The 16051-nt window shown below is 53.7% G+C and carries 17 protein-coding genes; 1 reads left to right on the top strand and 16 read right to left on the bottom strand.

Annotation, left to right across the window (positions count from 1 at the left end; translation table 11 throughout):
• Positions 1 to 13: 13 nt before the first annotated feature.
• The 7 genes from H6507_01610 to topA are packed head-to-tail and all read right to left on the bottom strand — an operon-like array spanning position 14 to position 6259.
• A complete protein-coding gene (locus tag H6507_01610; GenBank protein ID MCB9367797.1) occupies positions 14 to 898 on the bottom strand; it encodes an MCE family protein in 885 nt (294 codons plus the stop codon).
• Between the two features lie 4 nt (positions 899 to 902).
• A complete protein-coding gene (locus tag H6507_01605; GenBank protein ID MCB9367796.1) occupies positions 903 to 1391 on the bottom strand; it encodes a PTS sugar transporter subunit IIB in 489 nt (162 codons plus the stop codon).
• A gap of 5 nt (positions 1392 to 1396) precedes the next feature.
• A complete protein-coding gene (locus H6507_01600) occupies positions 1397 to 1774 on the bottom strand; it encodes a hypothetical protein (GenBank protein ID MCB9367795.1) in 378 nt (125 codons plus the stop codon).
• An 8-nt stretch (positions 1775 to 1782) separates the two neighbouring features.
• Positions 1783 to 2751: an HPr(Ser) kinase/phosphatase gene (gene hprK, locus H6507_01595; GenBank protein MCB9367794.1), complete on the bottom strand. Its 969-nt coding sequence runs from the start codon at positions 2749 to 2751 to the stop codon at positions 1783 to 1785.
• Positions 2752 to 2766: 15 nt separating this feature from the next.
• Positions 2767 to 3057, bottom strand: a complete 291-nt coding sequence (gene raiA / locus H6507_01590; GenBank protein ID MCB9367793.1) for a ribosome-associated translation inhibitor RaiA — start codon at positions 3055 to 3057, stop codon at positions 2767 to 2769.
• 17 nt (positions 3058 to 3074) lie between these two features.
• On the bottom strand, positions 3075 to 4040 hold the full coding sequence (locus H6507_01585) for a tyrosine-type recombinase/integrase (protein MCB9367792.1): 966 nt from the start codon (positions 4038 to 4040) through the stop codon (positions 3075 to 3077).
• Positions 3992 to 6259, bottom strand: a complete 2268-nt coding sequence (topA, locus tag H6507_01580; GenBank protein MCB9367791.1) for a type I DNA topoisomerase — start codon at positions 6257 to 6259, stop codon at positions 3992 to 3994. The genes H6507_01585 and topA overlap by 49 nt, the downstream gene beginning before the upstream one ends.
• A gap of 43 nt (positions 6260 to 6302) precedes the next feature.
• Here topA and H6507_01575 point away from each other — a divergent pair, with 43 nt between their 5' ends.
• Positions 6303 to 6500 (top strand): hypothetical protein, encoded by a 198-nt coding sequence (locus H6507_01575; GenBank protein MCB9367790.1) that lies wholly within the window; start codon positions 6303 to 6305, stop codon positions 6498 to 6500.
• Between the two features lie 92 nt (positions 6501 to 6592).
• On the opposite strand, the gene H6507_01570 is transcribed toward H6507_01575, so the two are convergent.
• The 9 genes from H6507_01570 to H6507_01530 all read right to left on the bottom strand — a co-directional run bounded on the left by H6507_01570 (position 6593) and on the right by H6507_01530 (position 16034).
• A complete protein-coding gene (locus H6507_01570) occupies positions 6593 to 7069 on the bottom strand; it encodes a DUF494 family protein (protein MCB9367789.1) in 477 nt (158 codons plus the stop codon).
• A gap of 154 nt (positions 7070 to 7223) precedes the next feature.
• Positions 7224 to 10214, bottom strand: a complete 2991-nt coding sequence (secA, locus tag H6507_01565) for a preprotein translocase subunit SecA (protein MCB9367788.1) — start codon at positions 10212 to 10214, stop codon at positions 7224 to 7226.
• Positions 10215 to 10283: 69 nt separating this feature from the next.
• Positions 10284 to 10964: a metallophosphoesterase family protein gene (locus tag H6507_01560; GenBank protein ID MCB9367787.1), complete on the bottom strand. Its 681-nt coding sequence runs from the start codon at positions 10962 to 10964 to the stop codon at positions 10284 to 10286.
• The gene (nusB, locus tag H6507_01555) at positions 10961 to 11407 is read right to left on the bottom strand and encodes a transcription antitermination factor NusB (GenBank protein ID MCB9367786.1); all 447 of its coding nucleotides are present in this window, start codon (positions 11405 to 11407) and stop codon (positions 10961 to 10963) included. Before nusB ends, H6507_01560 begins: the two co-directional genes overlap by 4 nt.
• Before the next feature lie 15 nt (positions 11408 to 11422).
• Positions 11423 to 12382, bottom strand: a complete 960-nt coding sequence (locus H6507_01550; protein MCB9367785.1) for a branched-chain amino acid transaminase — start codon at positions 12380 to 12382, stop codon at positions 11423 to 11425.
• Positions 12382 to 13524, bottom strand: a complete 1143-nt coding sequence (locus H6507_01545; GenBank protein ID MCB9367784.1) for an acyl-CoA dehydrogenase family protein — start codon at positions 13522 to 13524, stop codon at positions 12382 to 12384. Before H6507_01545 ends, H6507_01550 begins: the two co-directional genes overlap by 1 nt.
• Before the next feature lie 79 nt (positions 13525 to 13603).
• Positions 13604 to 13927 (bottom strand): heavy metal-binding domain-containing protein, encoded by a 324-nt coding sequence (locus tag H6507_01540; protein MCB9367783.1) that lies wholly within the window; start codon positions 13925 to 13927, stop codon positions 13604 to 13606.
• 10 nt (positions 13928 to 13937) lie between these two features.
• Positions 13938 to 14792, bottom strand: a complete 855-nt coding sequence (locus H6507_01535; GenBank protein ID MCB9367782.1) for a 3-hydroxybutyryl-CoA dehydrogenase — start codon at positions 14790 to 14792, stop codon at positions 13938 to 13940.
• Positions 14793 to 14852: 60 nt separating this feature from the next.
• Entirely contained in the window at positions 14853 to 16034 is a 1182-nt protein-coding gene (locus H6507_01530; GenBank protein ID MCB9367781.1) for a thiolase family protein, read from the bottom strand.
• Between the last annotated feature and the right edge of the window lie 17 nt (positions 16035 to 16051).

Below are 16051 nucleotides of genomic sequence, written 5' to 3'. Positions count from 1 at the left end.
GCCGTTGAGTTGATTAAAAGAAGACGATTTTCTGCCGCATTCCTTTCGTGCGCAGATGGTACGACAACGAATCCACTTCGTCAAGAGTGCGGTTGAGCTTCAAATACAGTTCGTCGTCGGTAAACAGCTTGCCGACCGTTCCTTCTCCGGAATTGATGTTGGCGAGCATATCGCGCACTTCGACCGAAACGGCGGTCAGAGATTTCATCGTACTGTCCACATTCATAAGCGTAGTATCCGTACGGGAACTCAGCTTGCCCGTAAGTTCGCGTGCAGAGGCCAAGGTTTCTTGCAGATCCTTGAGAGACTGCTCGATTTGCGCACGGTTGCGCTGGAGCAGTTCATTGCTTGTTTCAGTCATCTCCGCGACGTTGTTCATTGCGCGTTTCAAATTCGCTTGATTGGACGTGTCACCAAGCAGAACATGTGCGTCGACCAAAAGCGAGTCGAGATGAGTCAAAGTTACTTCGATTCTGCCCGTAAAATCCTGCATCTTGGCTACTATCGCCGTCATTCCCTGCGGATCCGTACCCTTCATGTCCACGAATTCCTGAACTCGAGGAGGTTTCGTGCCCGTGTATAAACTTAGTACCTGTCCTGCCATCACCGTCGGCGCTTCGATAGTCACGACAAAATCCGAATATAAAACGACGTCTTCGTCGACTGCGGCGGTGACCCGCACATAGCCGTCAAAGAACTCGATGTCTTTCACTCTGCCTTTGACAACACCATTTGCGAGGACGTTCGCGCCTTTTTCCAATCCGCCTGTCGTGTTGAATAGAACGGAGATGTCGTATTGCTTCGCTCGCAGGCGGTATCCCTTGCCCCACATGATGCCGCCGATTAAAATTACGAGTGAGATTAGGACGGTCAGACCGACCTTTAGTTCCTGATTCATTAATTTAGCCGCGATACGCGACCGGAGTTGTTGAGGGAATATCCTGACACGTGATGCGCACGCCGCGCTCAAGCATTTCGTCGAGCGCCATGCGATCCCAATTAGATAAGAACACGTAAGGAAGGAGCTCTTCGCTGCCTTCGCGGAAATGCAATCCGCCGACATGCAGTTTCCTGAGCGCCACCCCCTTGTGGAGGAGCCTCAAAGCGTCGCCCGGGCTCTCCAATACGAGCATGGATTTCTTCTGCGCATACTCGCCGGCAATCATGTCGTTGACAGCTTGATCAAACGTTACGACGTCCGCGCGAATCTCCGGAGGTACTCCCGCCTTTATTGCGGCGGAAAGCCCTTTGTTTTCCGACACGCGGTCATTGACAAGAATGAGCCACTCAAGACCAAGCGCGCCCGCCCAGCCCACGACGACTTGCCCGTGCAAAAGCCGGTCATCAATTCGAACTATCGGAAAATCGCTCTTTTTGCGATTCCACGGCATTGAGATCATGCGTTCTGGCGACTTTGTATGCCGCGCATCGCATCACGCTCAACCGTCTCGGAAAGTTCGGTCAAGGATAGATTGTCGCGTTTTGTAAAATAGGAAAGAAGCATCGGGAGGTTTACGCCGGAAACGATCCTTGTTTCACCGGGTACGTCGCACAGGCCGCAGCAGGCCATGTACGGCGAACCGCCGCAAAGGTCTACCATTATGATTGTAGGTTCCGCTGTGAGTAGATCACGGACTTGGGACTGAATCTGTTCGAGGGAAAGCCCTTGGTTGGACAGTACGCTTGCGCCCGCCTGCGGACCCAAGACCGATTCCGCAGCGTCGTAGAGGGATTGGCCGAGCGTACCGTGTGTGACCAATATCGCGCGAATCATGTTTGGGCCTACTCGAAATCTTTTTCGAGATATGATTGGAGTTGCGACGTGTCGTCCATCATGTTCGACAACGCTTTTCCGAACTCTTTGGCTGGATGAAAGCCGTAGATTTTTAGATGCAGATTCAGTGCGATCGCCTCGGCAATCACGGTAATGTTCTTGCCGGGGAAAATAGGCAGAATCACGTGGGGAATTCTGACTCCCAAATATTCTTTGTATTGCTCGTCAAGACCAACCCGTTCGTAGTCTACGCCGTCCTTCCAATCGACCAGCTCTACAATCGTCTCAACTCTCTTTTGCTGGCGAATAGCGCGAACTCCGAACATGCGGCCTACATCGATGATTCCAATGCCACGAATTTCCATGTAGTGTTTCAAGGCCTCGCGGCCCGAGCCCATGAGTACGTTGTCTGCAGTGCGCGTCAACGTTACCATATCGTCCGCGACAAGTCGGTGACCACGCTCAACCAAATCAAGCGACACCTCCGATTTGCCGATTCCGCTGCGGCCCGTGAACATCAAACCCGTTCCGTAAACATCCACGAGTGACGCGTGGACAGACTGACTCGGTGCAAACTTGTGTGCCAGATAGTCCGACAAAAGATGCGTCATCTCCGTCGTCGTGAGCGGCGACGAAAATATCGCCACATTCACATCATCCGCAGCCCTAATCAAATCTTCGGGAGTGCGATTGTCGTTGGTGACAATCAAACACGGAATATTGAATTCGAAAACACGCGACAACGAACGTCGACGCTCTTCAGCAGACAAACTGGCCAGATACTGAATCTCGGTGTTGCCGAGAACTTGTATCCGGTCGTAGGTAAAAAGTTCGATGAACCCCGCCAGCGCGAGACCCGGGCGGTGAAGCTCTTTTTGAACAATATCGCGCGACAACCCTCGCGGGCTGTTGCACAATCTGAGCTTCAAGCGGGCTTGGTTTTCCTGATAGAAAGCCGTAACTGACAGTCGTTCCATGGGCATGTGAGGCGCTCAGTGTTTCGCGTGAATTTTGCCTTTGTGCTTCTTGACTTGCACCTCCAGCTTGTCGACGGCAAGCACGACTGATTTCTTGAAATCTTCGGTAATCGCCGACGCGTTCAATACGGTGTTGTCGACGGAAATATGTATATTCGCTCTCTTTTCCTGCTTGTTGAAGGTGAACTCGATTTCACAATTCACAATGTCATCCGAAAACTTGAGCAATCGCTGAACTTCGTTCTCCGCGAATTCTTTCAAAGTGTCAGTTGCATTGAAGTGAACTGCCGTAATCTGGGTTCTCATGGCTCCATCCTTTGCGGTTATTTCTCCGCCTTTTTTTCCGGTAAAGACTCGCCGCCGTGCGGGTGCGCCTGAGAATACGCTTCTTTCAGGCGGCGCGTCGTGACGTGCGTGTAGCGTTCCGTGGTTGCTACGGATTCATGTCCAAGCAATTCTTGCACCGCGCGTAGATCCGCGCCGTGCGCGAGCAAATGAGTCGCAAAACTGTGACGTAGTTTGTGCGGACTGGCCTCCGGCATCCACGCGCCCAGTCTGTGCTTCACGATCTTCGCGGCGCGGAACCGCGTCAAGGGAAGACCGCGATCCGACAACCATAACGGCGTCGCGTCGTGCGAGGGAAACTCCTGCGCGCGCGCTTCTACATAGTCGTGCATCGCAGTTACTGCCGCACGGGACAACGGGACCACTCTTTCCTTGTTACCTTTTCCCAATACACGTGCTGTTCCGCGTTTGAAATCTATGTCGGACGGCTCTAAGGCAAGTGCTTCCGAGATGCGCAGTCCACCGCCATAGAGCAGTTCCAAGAGCGCCCGATCGCGGATGTTCGGCCAACCGCTTCCCAAACTGTCGAGCACGTCCGCGAGATTCTTCTCGCTGAAGACGTGCGGCAGCGGCTTCTTGACGCGCGGAGGGTCGAGCAGGGCAATCGGATTGCTTTCTATCCGGTCCGTTCGTTTCAGGAACTTCGAAAAGTCGCTCAATACGGCGCGCTTTCGCTGCAAGGTGCTTGCACTCAGATCCTGCGCTGCCCACGCATACATGACATCACGCAAGTTCTCGTAGCGCCAATCCGACAATATCAACTCGCGGCCGAGTCTTCCAAAGAGCAATTGCAGGGCTTGTTCCAAATCCCGCGCGTATGCCGCCTGAGTATGCTCCGAGCGACGGCGGAGTTTCAGGTCCGCTAAGTACTCTGCTATGAGCGATTCGAGTCCGCCTATTTCGCGGCCGGTTCGATCTCGATCTTGTGCTTGCACTTCGGACACTGGTGAATCAGCCCTGACTTAAGGTTTTTCTCCTCCATGTAGCTGTTGCCGCATTCGGGGCACTTGACGGCAACCGGACGGTTCCAACTGACGAAATCGCAGTTGGGATAGTTTGAACAGCCAAAGAACACCTTGCCGCGGCGTGACCGTCGCGCACCGACCTTGCCGTCGCAACCCGGACGCGGGCAGTCGATCGCATTGGGATCCGGCATCGGCTGAATAGTTTTGCATTCGGGGTATCCCGTGCAGCCCAAGAACCACCCGAAACGGCTCTTCTTGGGTGCCATCGGTTTGCCGCACTTGGGACAATCGGTCGGCGGAAATTCCGGCGGAGCTTCCGCTTCGAGCGGTTCGGTATATTTGCACTCAGGGTAGTTTGTGCAGGCGATGAATTTGCCTGCGCGTCCCCACTTAATCACCAACTCACCGCCGCATTCCGGACACGGTTTCTCAATGGTTTCTTGAGTCGCTTTCTTGAGTTCCTGACGGTTCTTGTTGACGCGCTCAAGATCGGCGGAAAACGGCTTGTAGAAATCTTTTACGACTTTCTGCCACGCGACCTTTTCGTTCTCGATCGAGTCCAGTTCCTCTTCCATCTGCGCTGTGAAAGAAACATTGAAGATATCCGGGAACTGTTCGACCAAAACCTTATTGACGGCCTCGCCGAGATCGGTCGGTTGGAATCTGCGTTGTTCATTCGTAATATACTTGCGCCGAACCAGAACAGAAATGATCTGCGCGTAGGTACTCGGTCGACCGATTCCCAATTCGTCGAGCGTTTTCACGAGCGAACCGGCATTGTAGCGCGGCGGCGGCTCGGTGAAATGCTGCGTGGGCGTGATCTTCTCAGCGGAATAGGATTTGCCGACTTTCAATTCTGGCAGCTCGTTGGTCATGTCCGACTCGAGCTGCTCGCGAGCATCGCGCGGAGAATCGTCAACAGCTTCGGCCAGCACCTGCAAGTGGCCGGGGAACATCATTCGTCTGCCGCCGGCGCGGAATTCGTACTTGCCAACCGTCAACGTCGCTGTAGTGACTTCGAATTTCGCGTCTTCAGTTTGCGAGGCGACGAACCTTTTCCAAATCAGCTCATAGAGCTTGAATTGGTCGGCCTTCAAGTATTTCTTGACCGATGCGGGATCGCGGGTTACGTCGGTCGGACGAATCGCTTCGTGTGCGTCCTGCGCCGAGTTCTTTGTTTTGAAAAGACGAGCCTTGGCGGGCAAATACTCTTCGCCGTATCTCTCGCCAATGAATACGCGAACATTGTCGAGCGCATCCGGCGATACACGCACGGAGTCCGTACGCATGTAGGTAATTAAGCCGACCGAGCCGTCTTTGCCCAGCTCAATACCTTCGTAGAGCTGCTGGGCGGCGGACATCGTGCGGTCGTTCGAGAAACTCAGTCTGCGGGCCGCATCCTGCTGCAACGTCGAGGTCGTGTAAGGTGCCGACGGTGACGACTTCGACGGACGGGATTTCAGATCGGAAAGGGAGAATTCCTGGTTGGAACACTCTTTGACAATCTTCTTGGCCGTTTTCTCGTCCGAGACTTCGGCCTTCTTGCCGTCGATCTTTGAGAGTTTCGCTTCAAACGTTTCTTTTTTGTTGGCCGCAAGCAAGGCCGCTATCGTCCAATATTCTTGCGGGACAAAGGCGCGAATTTCTTCTTCCCGCTCGCAAATCAAACGCAGTGCGACTGACTGCACGCGACCGGCGGACGTTCCGCGCGCAATGATCTTATGCAGAAGGGGCGAAACCAAGTAGCCCACCAAACGGTCGAGTACACGACGAGCTTGCTGGGCATCCACTTTTGTTCCATCTATCTTGCCGGGCTTGTCGAGCGCCTTCTTCACAGCGTCGCGCGTAATCTCGTTAAACAGCACGCGGCGAACTTTGTGATCATGCTCATCACCGATTTCATGCGCGATGTGGTAGGCAATCGCTTCTCCCTCGCGGTCAGGGTCGGTCGCGATAAACACTTCCATCGCATCGCGCGCATTGCGGCGCAGCATCGTGATCACGTCTTCTTTTCCGGCAATCGTTACGTACTCCGGTTCGAAGTTCTTTTTGAGATCGACGCCGAGCTTCTTCTCCGGTAAATCACGCACGTGACCGACTGAAGCCGCGACCGCGTAGTCTTTGCCAAGATACCCCGTAAGAGTTCTGGCCTTCGCAGGTGACTCGACGATCACGAATTTTCTGCCGGCGGCGGAAATCTCCTCAAAATTGCCATTCCTTGACCCGCGAGCCGTCGTCTTTTTGGCTGCTGATTTGGTCGTAGTTTTGGCGGTTTTGGAAGTTGTTTTTGCCGAAGTCTTCTTAGCGGCGCTCTTCTTCGCTGCGGCTTTTTTGGTAGGAGCCGCGGACTTTTTTGAGGCAGTTTTAGAGCGAGTGGTCTTCTTTGTGGTCTTTTTGGGCATATCCGTTAGAAAGCAAAAGCTTCAAGCATACGCTTAAAGCTTTGGGTTTGCGAAAATTGTGACAGCCGTTGCCATTTCGGCTAACTTCATGGAATCCAGCAGATTCTGTTTTGCAATGCCCGAAGGCACTTAATGGATCAACTCTGGCGTTAAGCGAGCGGACGCCGCAGGCATCATGCTCTCGCCGGGAAGCAATTCCTTCTCAAACAAATGGGTAGCCACCATCATCTTCATCTCTGACATCTCAGCGGCGGGCGACCCCATCATGACACAGCGTTCTATCAACTCTTCGACGTCAGCATGGGACAACACTCCAAGACGGAGAAGCTGCAAAACGTGACCGTGAGCTTCGCTGCTGATATATTGCGATTCAATATCGTGAAGCACGCGGTACGCATTGGGATTATGCGGCTCGGAGACATGGGACCTATCGTTAGTCCCCCGAATCCTCTGGTTGAACACAGAAAAAGCAGTCGCTACTTCGCGTCTCGAAAAACCTTGGTTTATCAGCTCTTCCGAGATTCCATCAATTTCATCTAAATTCACGCGGCGAGATTCAATTTCGCCTATCACGTACAAAATAATCTCAACTATCCTTTGGTCCATGCAGTAGCCTTCCATTTTACCCCGGGATAACGAGGTCGGTTCCGCAGTCATGTGCCCGTCTCCCTAAGTCACGGGCTCTGCTTCTGTTAAGCATACCTTAGCGCGGCACGTGTGCATTGTAGCGAAAAAAACCGCGAAAGGCAAGGCCTCTTCATTAAGAAACTTCTTCTGTCGCCCCGTGGCATTTCTTGTACTTCTTGCCGCTTCCGCAAGGGCATGGGTCATTTCTGCCCACGCGTTCCCCCACGCGCACTGGCTGCTGCTTGCCGGCCTGTTGACCTCCCTGTGGCTGCTGACCCTGCTGGCCCCCGCCCTGCTGAGCCTGCGAATAAGCCATCCCCGCTGAACTCGAGTGCGAGTAAGTCATCGCAGGAGTTCGCGTTACACGTTCGGGTTGTTGCTCAGGTGCAGTCTGCAGACGGTAACTGAAGATAATGCGCAATGCATCGGCGTTGACTTCGTCCAACATCGTCTGAAACAGCGAGAAGCCTTCTTTTTTGTACTCAATCAGCGGGTCCTTCTGGCCATAAGCTCTCAGACCCACACCTTCTTTCAATCCATCCATCGCGTAGAGGTGATCTTTCCATTTCACATCGATCACGCGGAGGATTGCCTGCCTCTGCAAGTCCCTGAAGAGGTCTTCTCCCAAGAGGGTTGCGCGTCCTTTGCGGGCCTCTTCTATTTTCTTCTCGAGAGTCTCAACCTGCTCCGAAGGTTTGGCAGCGAAGAACGCATCATCCCTCGAGAAATCAATGAGGAACGTACGCATGATTTCTTCAGTGAAGGCTTCACGCGCGATGGCGTCTCCTTCACCGTGCTTTTCGAAAATGTAATCAACATAGTCGTTGAGCATTTCACTAACCAGCGGCGCCGTATCTTCTCCGCGCAAAGCGATGTTGCGGCGGGAATAAACTACGGTACGCTGCTGATTCATCACGTCGTCGTATTCAAGCAAGTGCTTACGTATGTCGAAGTTGTAGCCTTCTACGCGCTGTTGTGCCCGGCCAATCGAGCGCGTGATCATGCCCGCCGAAATAACTTCGCCTTCTTTCAAGCCTAACCTGTCCATCACCGCAGCCATTCTATCCGATCCGAACAAACGCATCAGATCGTCTTCCACAGAGACGTAAAACTGGCTTGCACCGGGATCTCCTTGACGGCCGGCACGACCGCGCAACTGACGGTCAATACGGCGCGATTCGTGGCGCTCGGTGCCCAGAATGAATAGACCACCTTCCGCTTGACCTTTGTCGCCTTCCTTGCCCTTCCATTGGATGACACCCGCACCCAACTTGATGTCGGTACCACGGCCTGCCATGTTGGTCGCAATCGTAACCGCTCCGGGCTCACCGGCCTTGGCCACGACTTCAGCTTCTTTTTGGTGCTGTTTCGCATTGAGCACGTTGTGCGGAATGCGCTTACCTTTGAGCATGCGGGAAATGATCTCTGAGACGTCCACGGACGTCGTACCCACCAATACCGGCTGACGACGTTCGTGAAGTTCGGCCACCCGGTCGATGATCGCGTTGTATTTCTCGCGTTTCGTGCGGTAAATGAGGTCGTTCATGTCGTCGCGGCGGATCGGCTGATGCGTCGGGATGACCATGACCTCGAGTTTGTAAATCGAGAAAAACTCGCCTTCTTCCGTCTCGGCGGTGCCGGTCATGCCAGCAAGTTTCGTATAGAGTCTGAAGTAGTTCTGAAGCGTGATTGTCGCAATGGTCTGAGTTTCGCGCTCGACTTTCACACCCTCTTTGGCCTCAATTGCCTGATGCAAACCGTCCGAATAGCGGCGGCCGGAAAGAATACGGCCCGTGAACTCGTCGACAATTTGCACCTTGTCGTCTTGAACAACGTATTCCACGTCCTTTTCGTAGAGCGTGTAGGCTTTTAAGAGCTGCGAGACATTCTGCACGCGTTCCGCGCGGTGCGCGTACGTGCTCTGCAACGTCGTTTTTGCTTCCGCACGAGCTTCGGGAGTGATCGAATTGTCCGCGTCCAACTTGGCAAACTCGTCGGCCAAATCCGGCAGCAAGAACAGATCGGGATCGCCTCCGGCATAGCGCGTCAATTGCTGACGGCCTTTTTCGGAAAGGTCGGCTTGATGGGACTTTTCGTCCACCGAAAAGAAGAGTTCCTCGTCGAGTGTGTGCATCTTTTTGTCGCGAAGATACTCGTTTTCGACGCGCTGGCGAAGCTGTTGGTTGCCGGGCTCCTGAAACAGCTTCAGCGCCCGTTTGTGCTTCGGGTAGCCGCGATGCATCATCAGAAGCCGCTTGCCGATCTCGAAGTCGTCCGGCTTCTCCTCCTTCTGCATCTTCTCGACTTCATCGGCGAGCTTAATGATTTCCTGCGATTGCAATCTGACCAATTGCTCGACCGGCGGCTTCATTTCTTCGTAGCGCTGCGTCGAATGCTCGACCGGACCCGAAATGATCAACGGAGTTCTCGCTTCGTCGATCAGCACGCTGTCGACTTCGTCGACGATGGCATAGTGATGCTTGCGCTGCACGACGTAGTCGATATGGTGAGCCATATTGTCGCGCAGATAGTCGAAACCGAATTCGTTGTTAGTGCCGTAGGTGATATCCTTGGCATATTCCTCGCGCCGCTGCGGGGGCGTCATATCAGAAATAATCACACCGACCGTCAAACCGAGCAGCTCGAAGACGGGGTTCATCCACTCGGAGTCGCGCTGTGCCAAGTAATCGTTGACCGTCACAAGATGCACGCCGAGGCCGGGCAGCGCATTCAAGTAAAGCGGGAATGTCGCAACCAGCGTTTTACCTTCGCCCGTGGCCATTTCCGCAATTTTCCCTTGATGCAAAGCGATGCCGCCGATGATCTGGACGTCGTACGGAATCATGTTCCACGTCGTCTTCTGTTCGCGCACAAGGTACTCATGCCCGACTAACCTGCGGCAGGCATTTTTCACCGCGGCAAACGCCTCGACCATGATGTCGTCAACCGTTTCGCCTTCAGCCAAACGCGCGCGAAACTCGTCCGTTTTGGCGCGCAATTCCGCATCGGTCAAAGACTGATACTGCTCTTCAGTCTGGTTGATGGCATTGACCAGAGGCCGCAATTTCTTGGCGGAACGGTCGTGTTTCGTGCCGAATATTTTGGACAGAAAGAAATCGAACATCTACTTTGGGGTTTATTTGGCATGAAAGGGGCGGCACCATAGCCGCCCGTTTCACTGCTTACTGCCTTCTCACATACCTATAAAAAGTCGTGAGGCTAAGAACTCGGGCAATTCCGCGTCGCGAATTTTCTGCGCCGCTTTCTGAATATCGTACTGGACCCGGCACCATTGGAAGCTGCCGTTTTCCGTGTCGTAAACAAGATAACTCGCCAGCGGATTTCGGTCGCGCGGCTGGCCTACTGCGCCGATATTTATGATCCTGCGGTTTTCAGGACCCGCAAAATGCGCGGGAATATGCGAGTGTCCGATGAATGCGGTTTTTCCCGGAGACATGACTCCGAAATGAACCGCGGCTTCCTCCGGATTGTGAATGTAGTTCCATGCGCCGGGATCTTTCGGTGTCGCGTGCACAAACAGCACGTCTTCCAGCGAATGCGTCAAAGGAAGTTCCGACAGCCATTGCTTGTGCGATTCTTCAATGCGCACCTGTGACCATTCGATGGCCGCGCGCGCGTAGGCATTGAAAAACTGCATGGGAGTAATTCCACAGAGAGCGGAATCGTGATTTCCCATGACACAGGCATCACATCTTTCCCTGACAAGTTCACAACATTCGTTGGGACTTGCGCCGTAGCCTACAACGTCGCCGAGGCAAATAATCGTGTCGAGAGATTGCTTCTCACAATCACTCAGAACCGATTCGAGCGCCGGTAAGTTCCCATGTATGTCCGAAATGACGCCCAGCTTCATTTCTGCTCCGTTGCCGCCAGTTTCTGTTTGCGTGTTTCGCTCTTCCTCAGGTCAGCGCAAACGGCGTCGAGAATGCCGTTTACGAAACGTCCACTTTGGCCCGTCGAATATTCCTTGGCCAACTCTATAGCTTCGTTTATCGTCACTTTGTACGGAATATCATCGAAATACAGGAACTCCGCCATCGCCATACGAAGTATGATCAAATCAAGAACCGCCAAACGTGCGAGGTCCCACTTCTGGACCGCCTTACGGATCGCTTCATCAATCTTTTCGTCGCCGGACGCAACGTGAGTGCAGAGCTTGCGGCAAAAGGAAAGATTTTGATCTTCCTTCGCATCGCGAAGAATATCTTTGAAGCATTGTTCGACCGGATAACCGGTCAAACGGGTTGCGTAGAGCACTCGGAGCGCCCACTCACGTGCGGATCGTCTGCTGCGCATTCGATGTCAGTCTTCCTATAGCCAGTAATGCAAACCAAGCGTATCTTCGCGGCGGCCTTCGATCAAATCAAAAAACGCCGTCTGTATTTCATTGGTGATCGGGCCGCGTTTGCCCGCGCCGATCTGTACCTTGTCCACCGAACGGACAGGCGTTACTTCGGCGGCCGTTCCCGTAAAGAACACTTCGTCCGCCACGTAGAGCAATTCGCGCGGAATCAACCCCTCCGTCACCGGATAGCCCAGCTCTTTGGCAATCTGAATAATACAGCCCCGGGTAATGCCCGGCAATACCGAAGCTCCGAGCGGTGGAGTCACGATCTTGCCGTCGCGGATTACGAAAATGTTCTCTCCGGACCCTTCAGAAACGTAGCCGTTCGTATCCAGCGCGATGCCCTCAGTGAAACCGTAGTTTTGCGCGTCCACGACCGTCAAAATCGAATTCGCGTAGTTCGCCGCGGACTTCGCCAATGCCGGCAAAGTATTCGGAGCAATTCGGGTCCACGTCGAAATCGTAACTTCGACTCCAATTTCCAGAGCTTCCGGGCCAAGGTATTTTCCCCAGCGCAACGGGATAATCACGCATTCCGTCGGACATTCTTTGGGATGCACGCCAAGCGAGTGATAGCCGCGGTAAAACAACGGACGCAGATAGGCTTCGTCCATGTTATTTGAAATAACTGTCTCCGCGCAAGCTAATTCAATCTGTTCGCGCGTAAACGGCATCGGCATGCGGTAGATCTTCGCCGAATCGAACAGACGGCGAATATGCGGTTTCAATCCCCAGATTGTCGTGCCACGCGGAGTCTTGTAGGCGCGAATGCCTTCGAAGACCGCCGATCCATAATGCAGTGCGTGAGTCGCGACGTGAGTGGTTGCGTCTTCCCACTTGATGAGCTTGCCGCTCATCCATATTTTCAATGTTTCGTCGAAGCGCGATTTCGCCACTCGCGGCTCCTTTTCTATAGTAGTTTCCATTAGCTGCTCAATAGAGTTCGTGCAATGATAGTACGCTGTATTTCCGAGGTACCTTCGTAAATCTCCGTGACCTTGGCATCCCGCAGCATGCGTTCGACCGGGAAATCCTTCAGGTAGCCGTTGCCTCCGTGAATCTGAACGGCTTCCATCGTCACTTTCATGACGATGTCCGAGGCCATAAGTTTCGCCATGGCCGCTTCATGAGTGAAGCGTTGGCCCATGTCTTTTTTGCGAGCGGCGCTGTAATTTAGCAGGCGCGAAGCCTGAGTCATCATTTCCATATCGGCGAGCTTAAACTGGATAGCCTGAAACTCGGAGATGGATTGGCCGAACTGCTCGCGGACTTTGGAGTATTTCACGGCTTCTTCCAAAGCACCCTGCGCCAGACCGATTGCCTGTGCCGCAATTCCGATGCGGCCGCTGTCCAAAGCGGTCATCGCGACTTTGAATCCGTCGCCTTCTTTGCCCAGCAAATTCGCCTTCGGAACCCGGCATTCGTCAAGGATAATCATGCAGCAATCCGACGAGCGGATGCCCATCTTTTTCTCATTGGGACCGCGCTTAAACCCGGGCATGGTTTCATCGACGATGAACGCGCTGATACCTTTGGCCTTTTGAGTCTTGTCCGTGCGCGCCATCACAATATACGTATTGGCCTTCAATCCATTCGTGATAAACGCCTTTTCGCCGGTGAGAATGTAATCGTCTCCGTCTTTGACGGCGGACGTCGTCTGTGCAGATGCGTCGGATCCCGCACCCGGTTCTGTCAAACAAAACGCGCCAAGCAGTTTACCTTCCGCGAGAGGCTTCAAATAGCGCTTGATCTGGTCTTCGTTGCCGAATTTCTGCAAGGGATAACAAACCAGCGAGTTGTTTACTGAGACGACTACGCCCACAGCGGGATCGATGCGGGAAAGCTCCTCAATGACAATGGCGTAGGTGACGGTATCCATACCCGCGCCACCCAGATCTTCCGGCGTATTCACCCCCATGAAACCCAGTTCGCCGATCTTCTTTATGATATCGGTTGCGAATTCGCTCTTCTCATCTCGAATTGCAACCGACGGCGCAATTTCTTTTTCGGCGAATTCTCGGATAGCCTGTTTGACTTCGAGTTGTTGTTCAGTTAGGAGGTGATCCATGTTCGAAATTAGCAAATAGAAAATTGAAAATAAAAAATTGAAAATTGAAAAGCAGACGCTTGCAAGAAGTCTGCCTTGCCTACACGGACAGTTTGACAGCCGTGCCGGAGGCCGTGACCATCAGCATCGAACCGCCTGAGCCGACCACTTCGTAGTCCAGATCGACGCCGACGACCGCATTTGCACCGAGCGCTTGGCCGTTGTCAGCAAGCTCTTGGAGCGCGACCTCCCGGGCTTTGCGCAGTTCGTTTTCGTAGGCTGCGCTGCGTCCGCCGACGATGTCGCGAATTCCCGCAAAGAGATCTTTGAAAATATTTGCGCCCACGATAGCTTCGCCAGCCACGACGCCTAAATAGGCTTCGATCTTGCGGCCCTCAATAGTCGGAGTAGTCGTTACAATCACTTTCTTTCCCTTACTTTGCGTAGTCGTAGAATCCGCGGCCGTTCTTGCGGCCCAGATAGCCTGCGGCGACGTACTTTTTCAAAAGTGGACAGGGGCGGTATTTCGAGTCGCCCAAGTCACGGTGCAGAACTTCCATAATCGCGAGACAAACGTCCAAGCCGATCAAATCGGCCAACGCCAACGGACCCATAGGATGGTTCATGCCGAGTTTCATCACGCCGTCGATGGCCTCTGCTTCGCCGACGCCTTCCATCAAACAGTAGACGGCTTCGTTGATCATCGGCATCAGAATACGATTGGAAACGAAGCCCGGAAAATCATTGACCGTAATCGGAGTCTTGCCAAGTGCTTCGGCGAACTTCACGGTCGCTTCGTGCGTCGCGTCGTCGGTCGCCAATCCACGGATAATCTCGACCAACTGCATCATCGGCACGGGGTTCATGAAGTGCATACCGATAAATTTGTTAGCACGTTTCGTTGCCGCGGCGATCTGCGTGATCGATATCGTAGACGTGTTCGAGGCCAAAATCGCTTCAGGCTTGGCCAGAGCGTCAATCTTAAAGAAGAGTTCCTTCTTGACCGCTTCATTTTCGACAATCGCTTCGATCACGATGTCGGCGTTCTTGACGTCTTCGATCTTCAGAGTGCCCTTGATGCGGCCCAATGTCGCGGCCTTATCTTCCTCAGACAGCTTGCCTTTTGATACCTGACGGTCAAGATTCTTGGTGATCGTGCCGACCGCGCGGTCGAGCAGAGCCTGTGACATTTCGATCAAATAGACGGTGCAGCCATTTTGCGCACAGACGTGGGCGATTCCGTTGCCCATGGTGCCGCCACCGATGACGGCTACAGTTGAGATACTCATGATATTGATGGTTTGCAGTTCCGTTTGGAAACGAAATGCAGATAGTTTGATTAATTTGAATTACATCATTTCAACGGCCATAGCGGTCGCTTCGCCGCCGCCGTTGCAGATACCGACTACGCCGCGCTTGCCGCCGCGATCTTTCAGTGCATGCAGCAGCGTGATGACGATACGGCAGCCTGAAGAACCAATTGGGTGTCCAAGCGCAACTGCTCCGCCCCACACATTCGTGTTCGCGGCCGTCGCGCCGATTTCCTTCATGTTGTAAAGGCCGACCACCGAGAAGGCTTCGTTCAATTCCCACAGGTCGACGTCGGAAACTTTCCAGTCGATACGGCGCAGGAGTTTTTGCACTGCGGACGCAGGAGCCGTCGTGAACCACTCGGGCGATTGACTATAGGTCGTGTGCCCAACGATGCGGGCCAGCGGCTTAAGCCCGCGGCGCTGTGACTCTTCGTAGGACATGACCATCACCGCCGACGCGCCGTCATTGATCTTCGAGGCGTTCGCGGCAGTAATCGTACCGTCTTTTTCAAAGGCAGGTTTGAGCTGCGGCATCTTGTCGAAGTTCACATTGCCCGGCTCTTCGTCTGTGTCGATCGACACTTCACCTTTGCGACCCTTAATCACGACAGGTACGATTTCAGCTTTGAACTTGCCGTCCTTAATCGAGGCAATCGCACGACGGTAAGATTCCGCGGCGAATTCGTCCTGCTGTTCGCGCGTAATTTTGTGTTCTTTTGCGCACATTTCGGCGCACGAGCCCATATGAATATTATTGTGCGGATCCCACAGACCGTCGTTGACCATCAAGTCCGTAATGCTTCCGTTTCCGAGCCGGTAGCCGGAACGAGCACGGTCCAACGAGTACGGCGCAAGTGACATGTTTTCCATGCCGCCTGCAAGCATGACTTTGGCATCGCCCAGCGCGATCGCCTGCGCGGCAGACATAATCGAGCGTAAACCCGACGAACAAACTTTGTTCACAGTCCAGGCCGACGTCGTGTTGGGAATTCCTGCAAATAGCGCAGCTTGACGGGCGGGCGCTTGACCGACGCCTGCTTGCAGGACTTGGCCCAAAATGACTTCTTCAACTTCTTTCGGATCGACTTGCGAACGGTCGAGATTGGCCTTCAAAACGTGCGCGGCCAAGGCGGGAGCGGGTACTGAGGCCAACGCGCCCATAAATGAGCCGATGGCCGTGCGTGCTCCGGAGGTAATGACAGGAGTATTCGGATTCATTACTGATTCCAACCCAA

It is taken from the genome of Calditrichota bacterium (genome assembly GCA_020637445.1).
In the GTDB taxonomy this organism is placed as follows: Bacteria; Electryoneota; RPQS01; order RPQS01; family RPQS01; genus JABWCQ01.
Note: the sequence above shows the minus strand (reverse complement) of the source record. Positions and strands in the feature narration are given on the sequence as shown.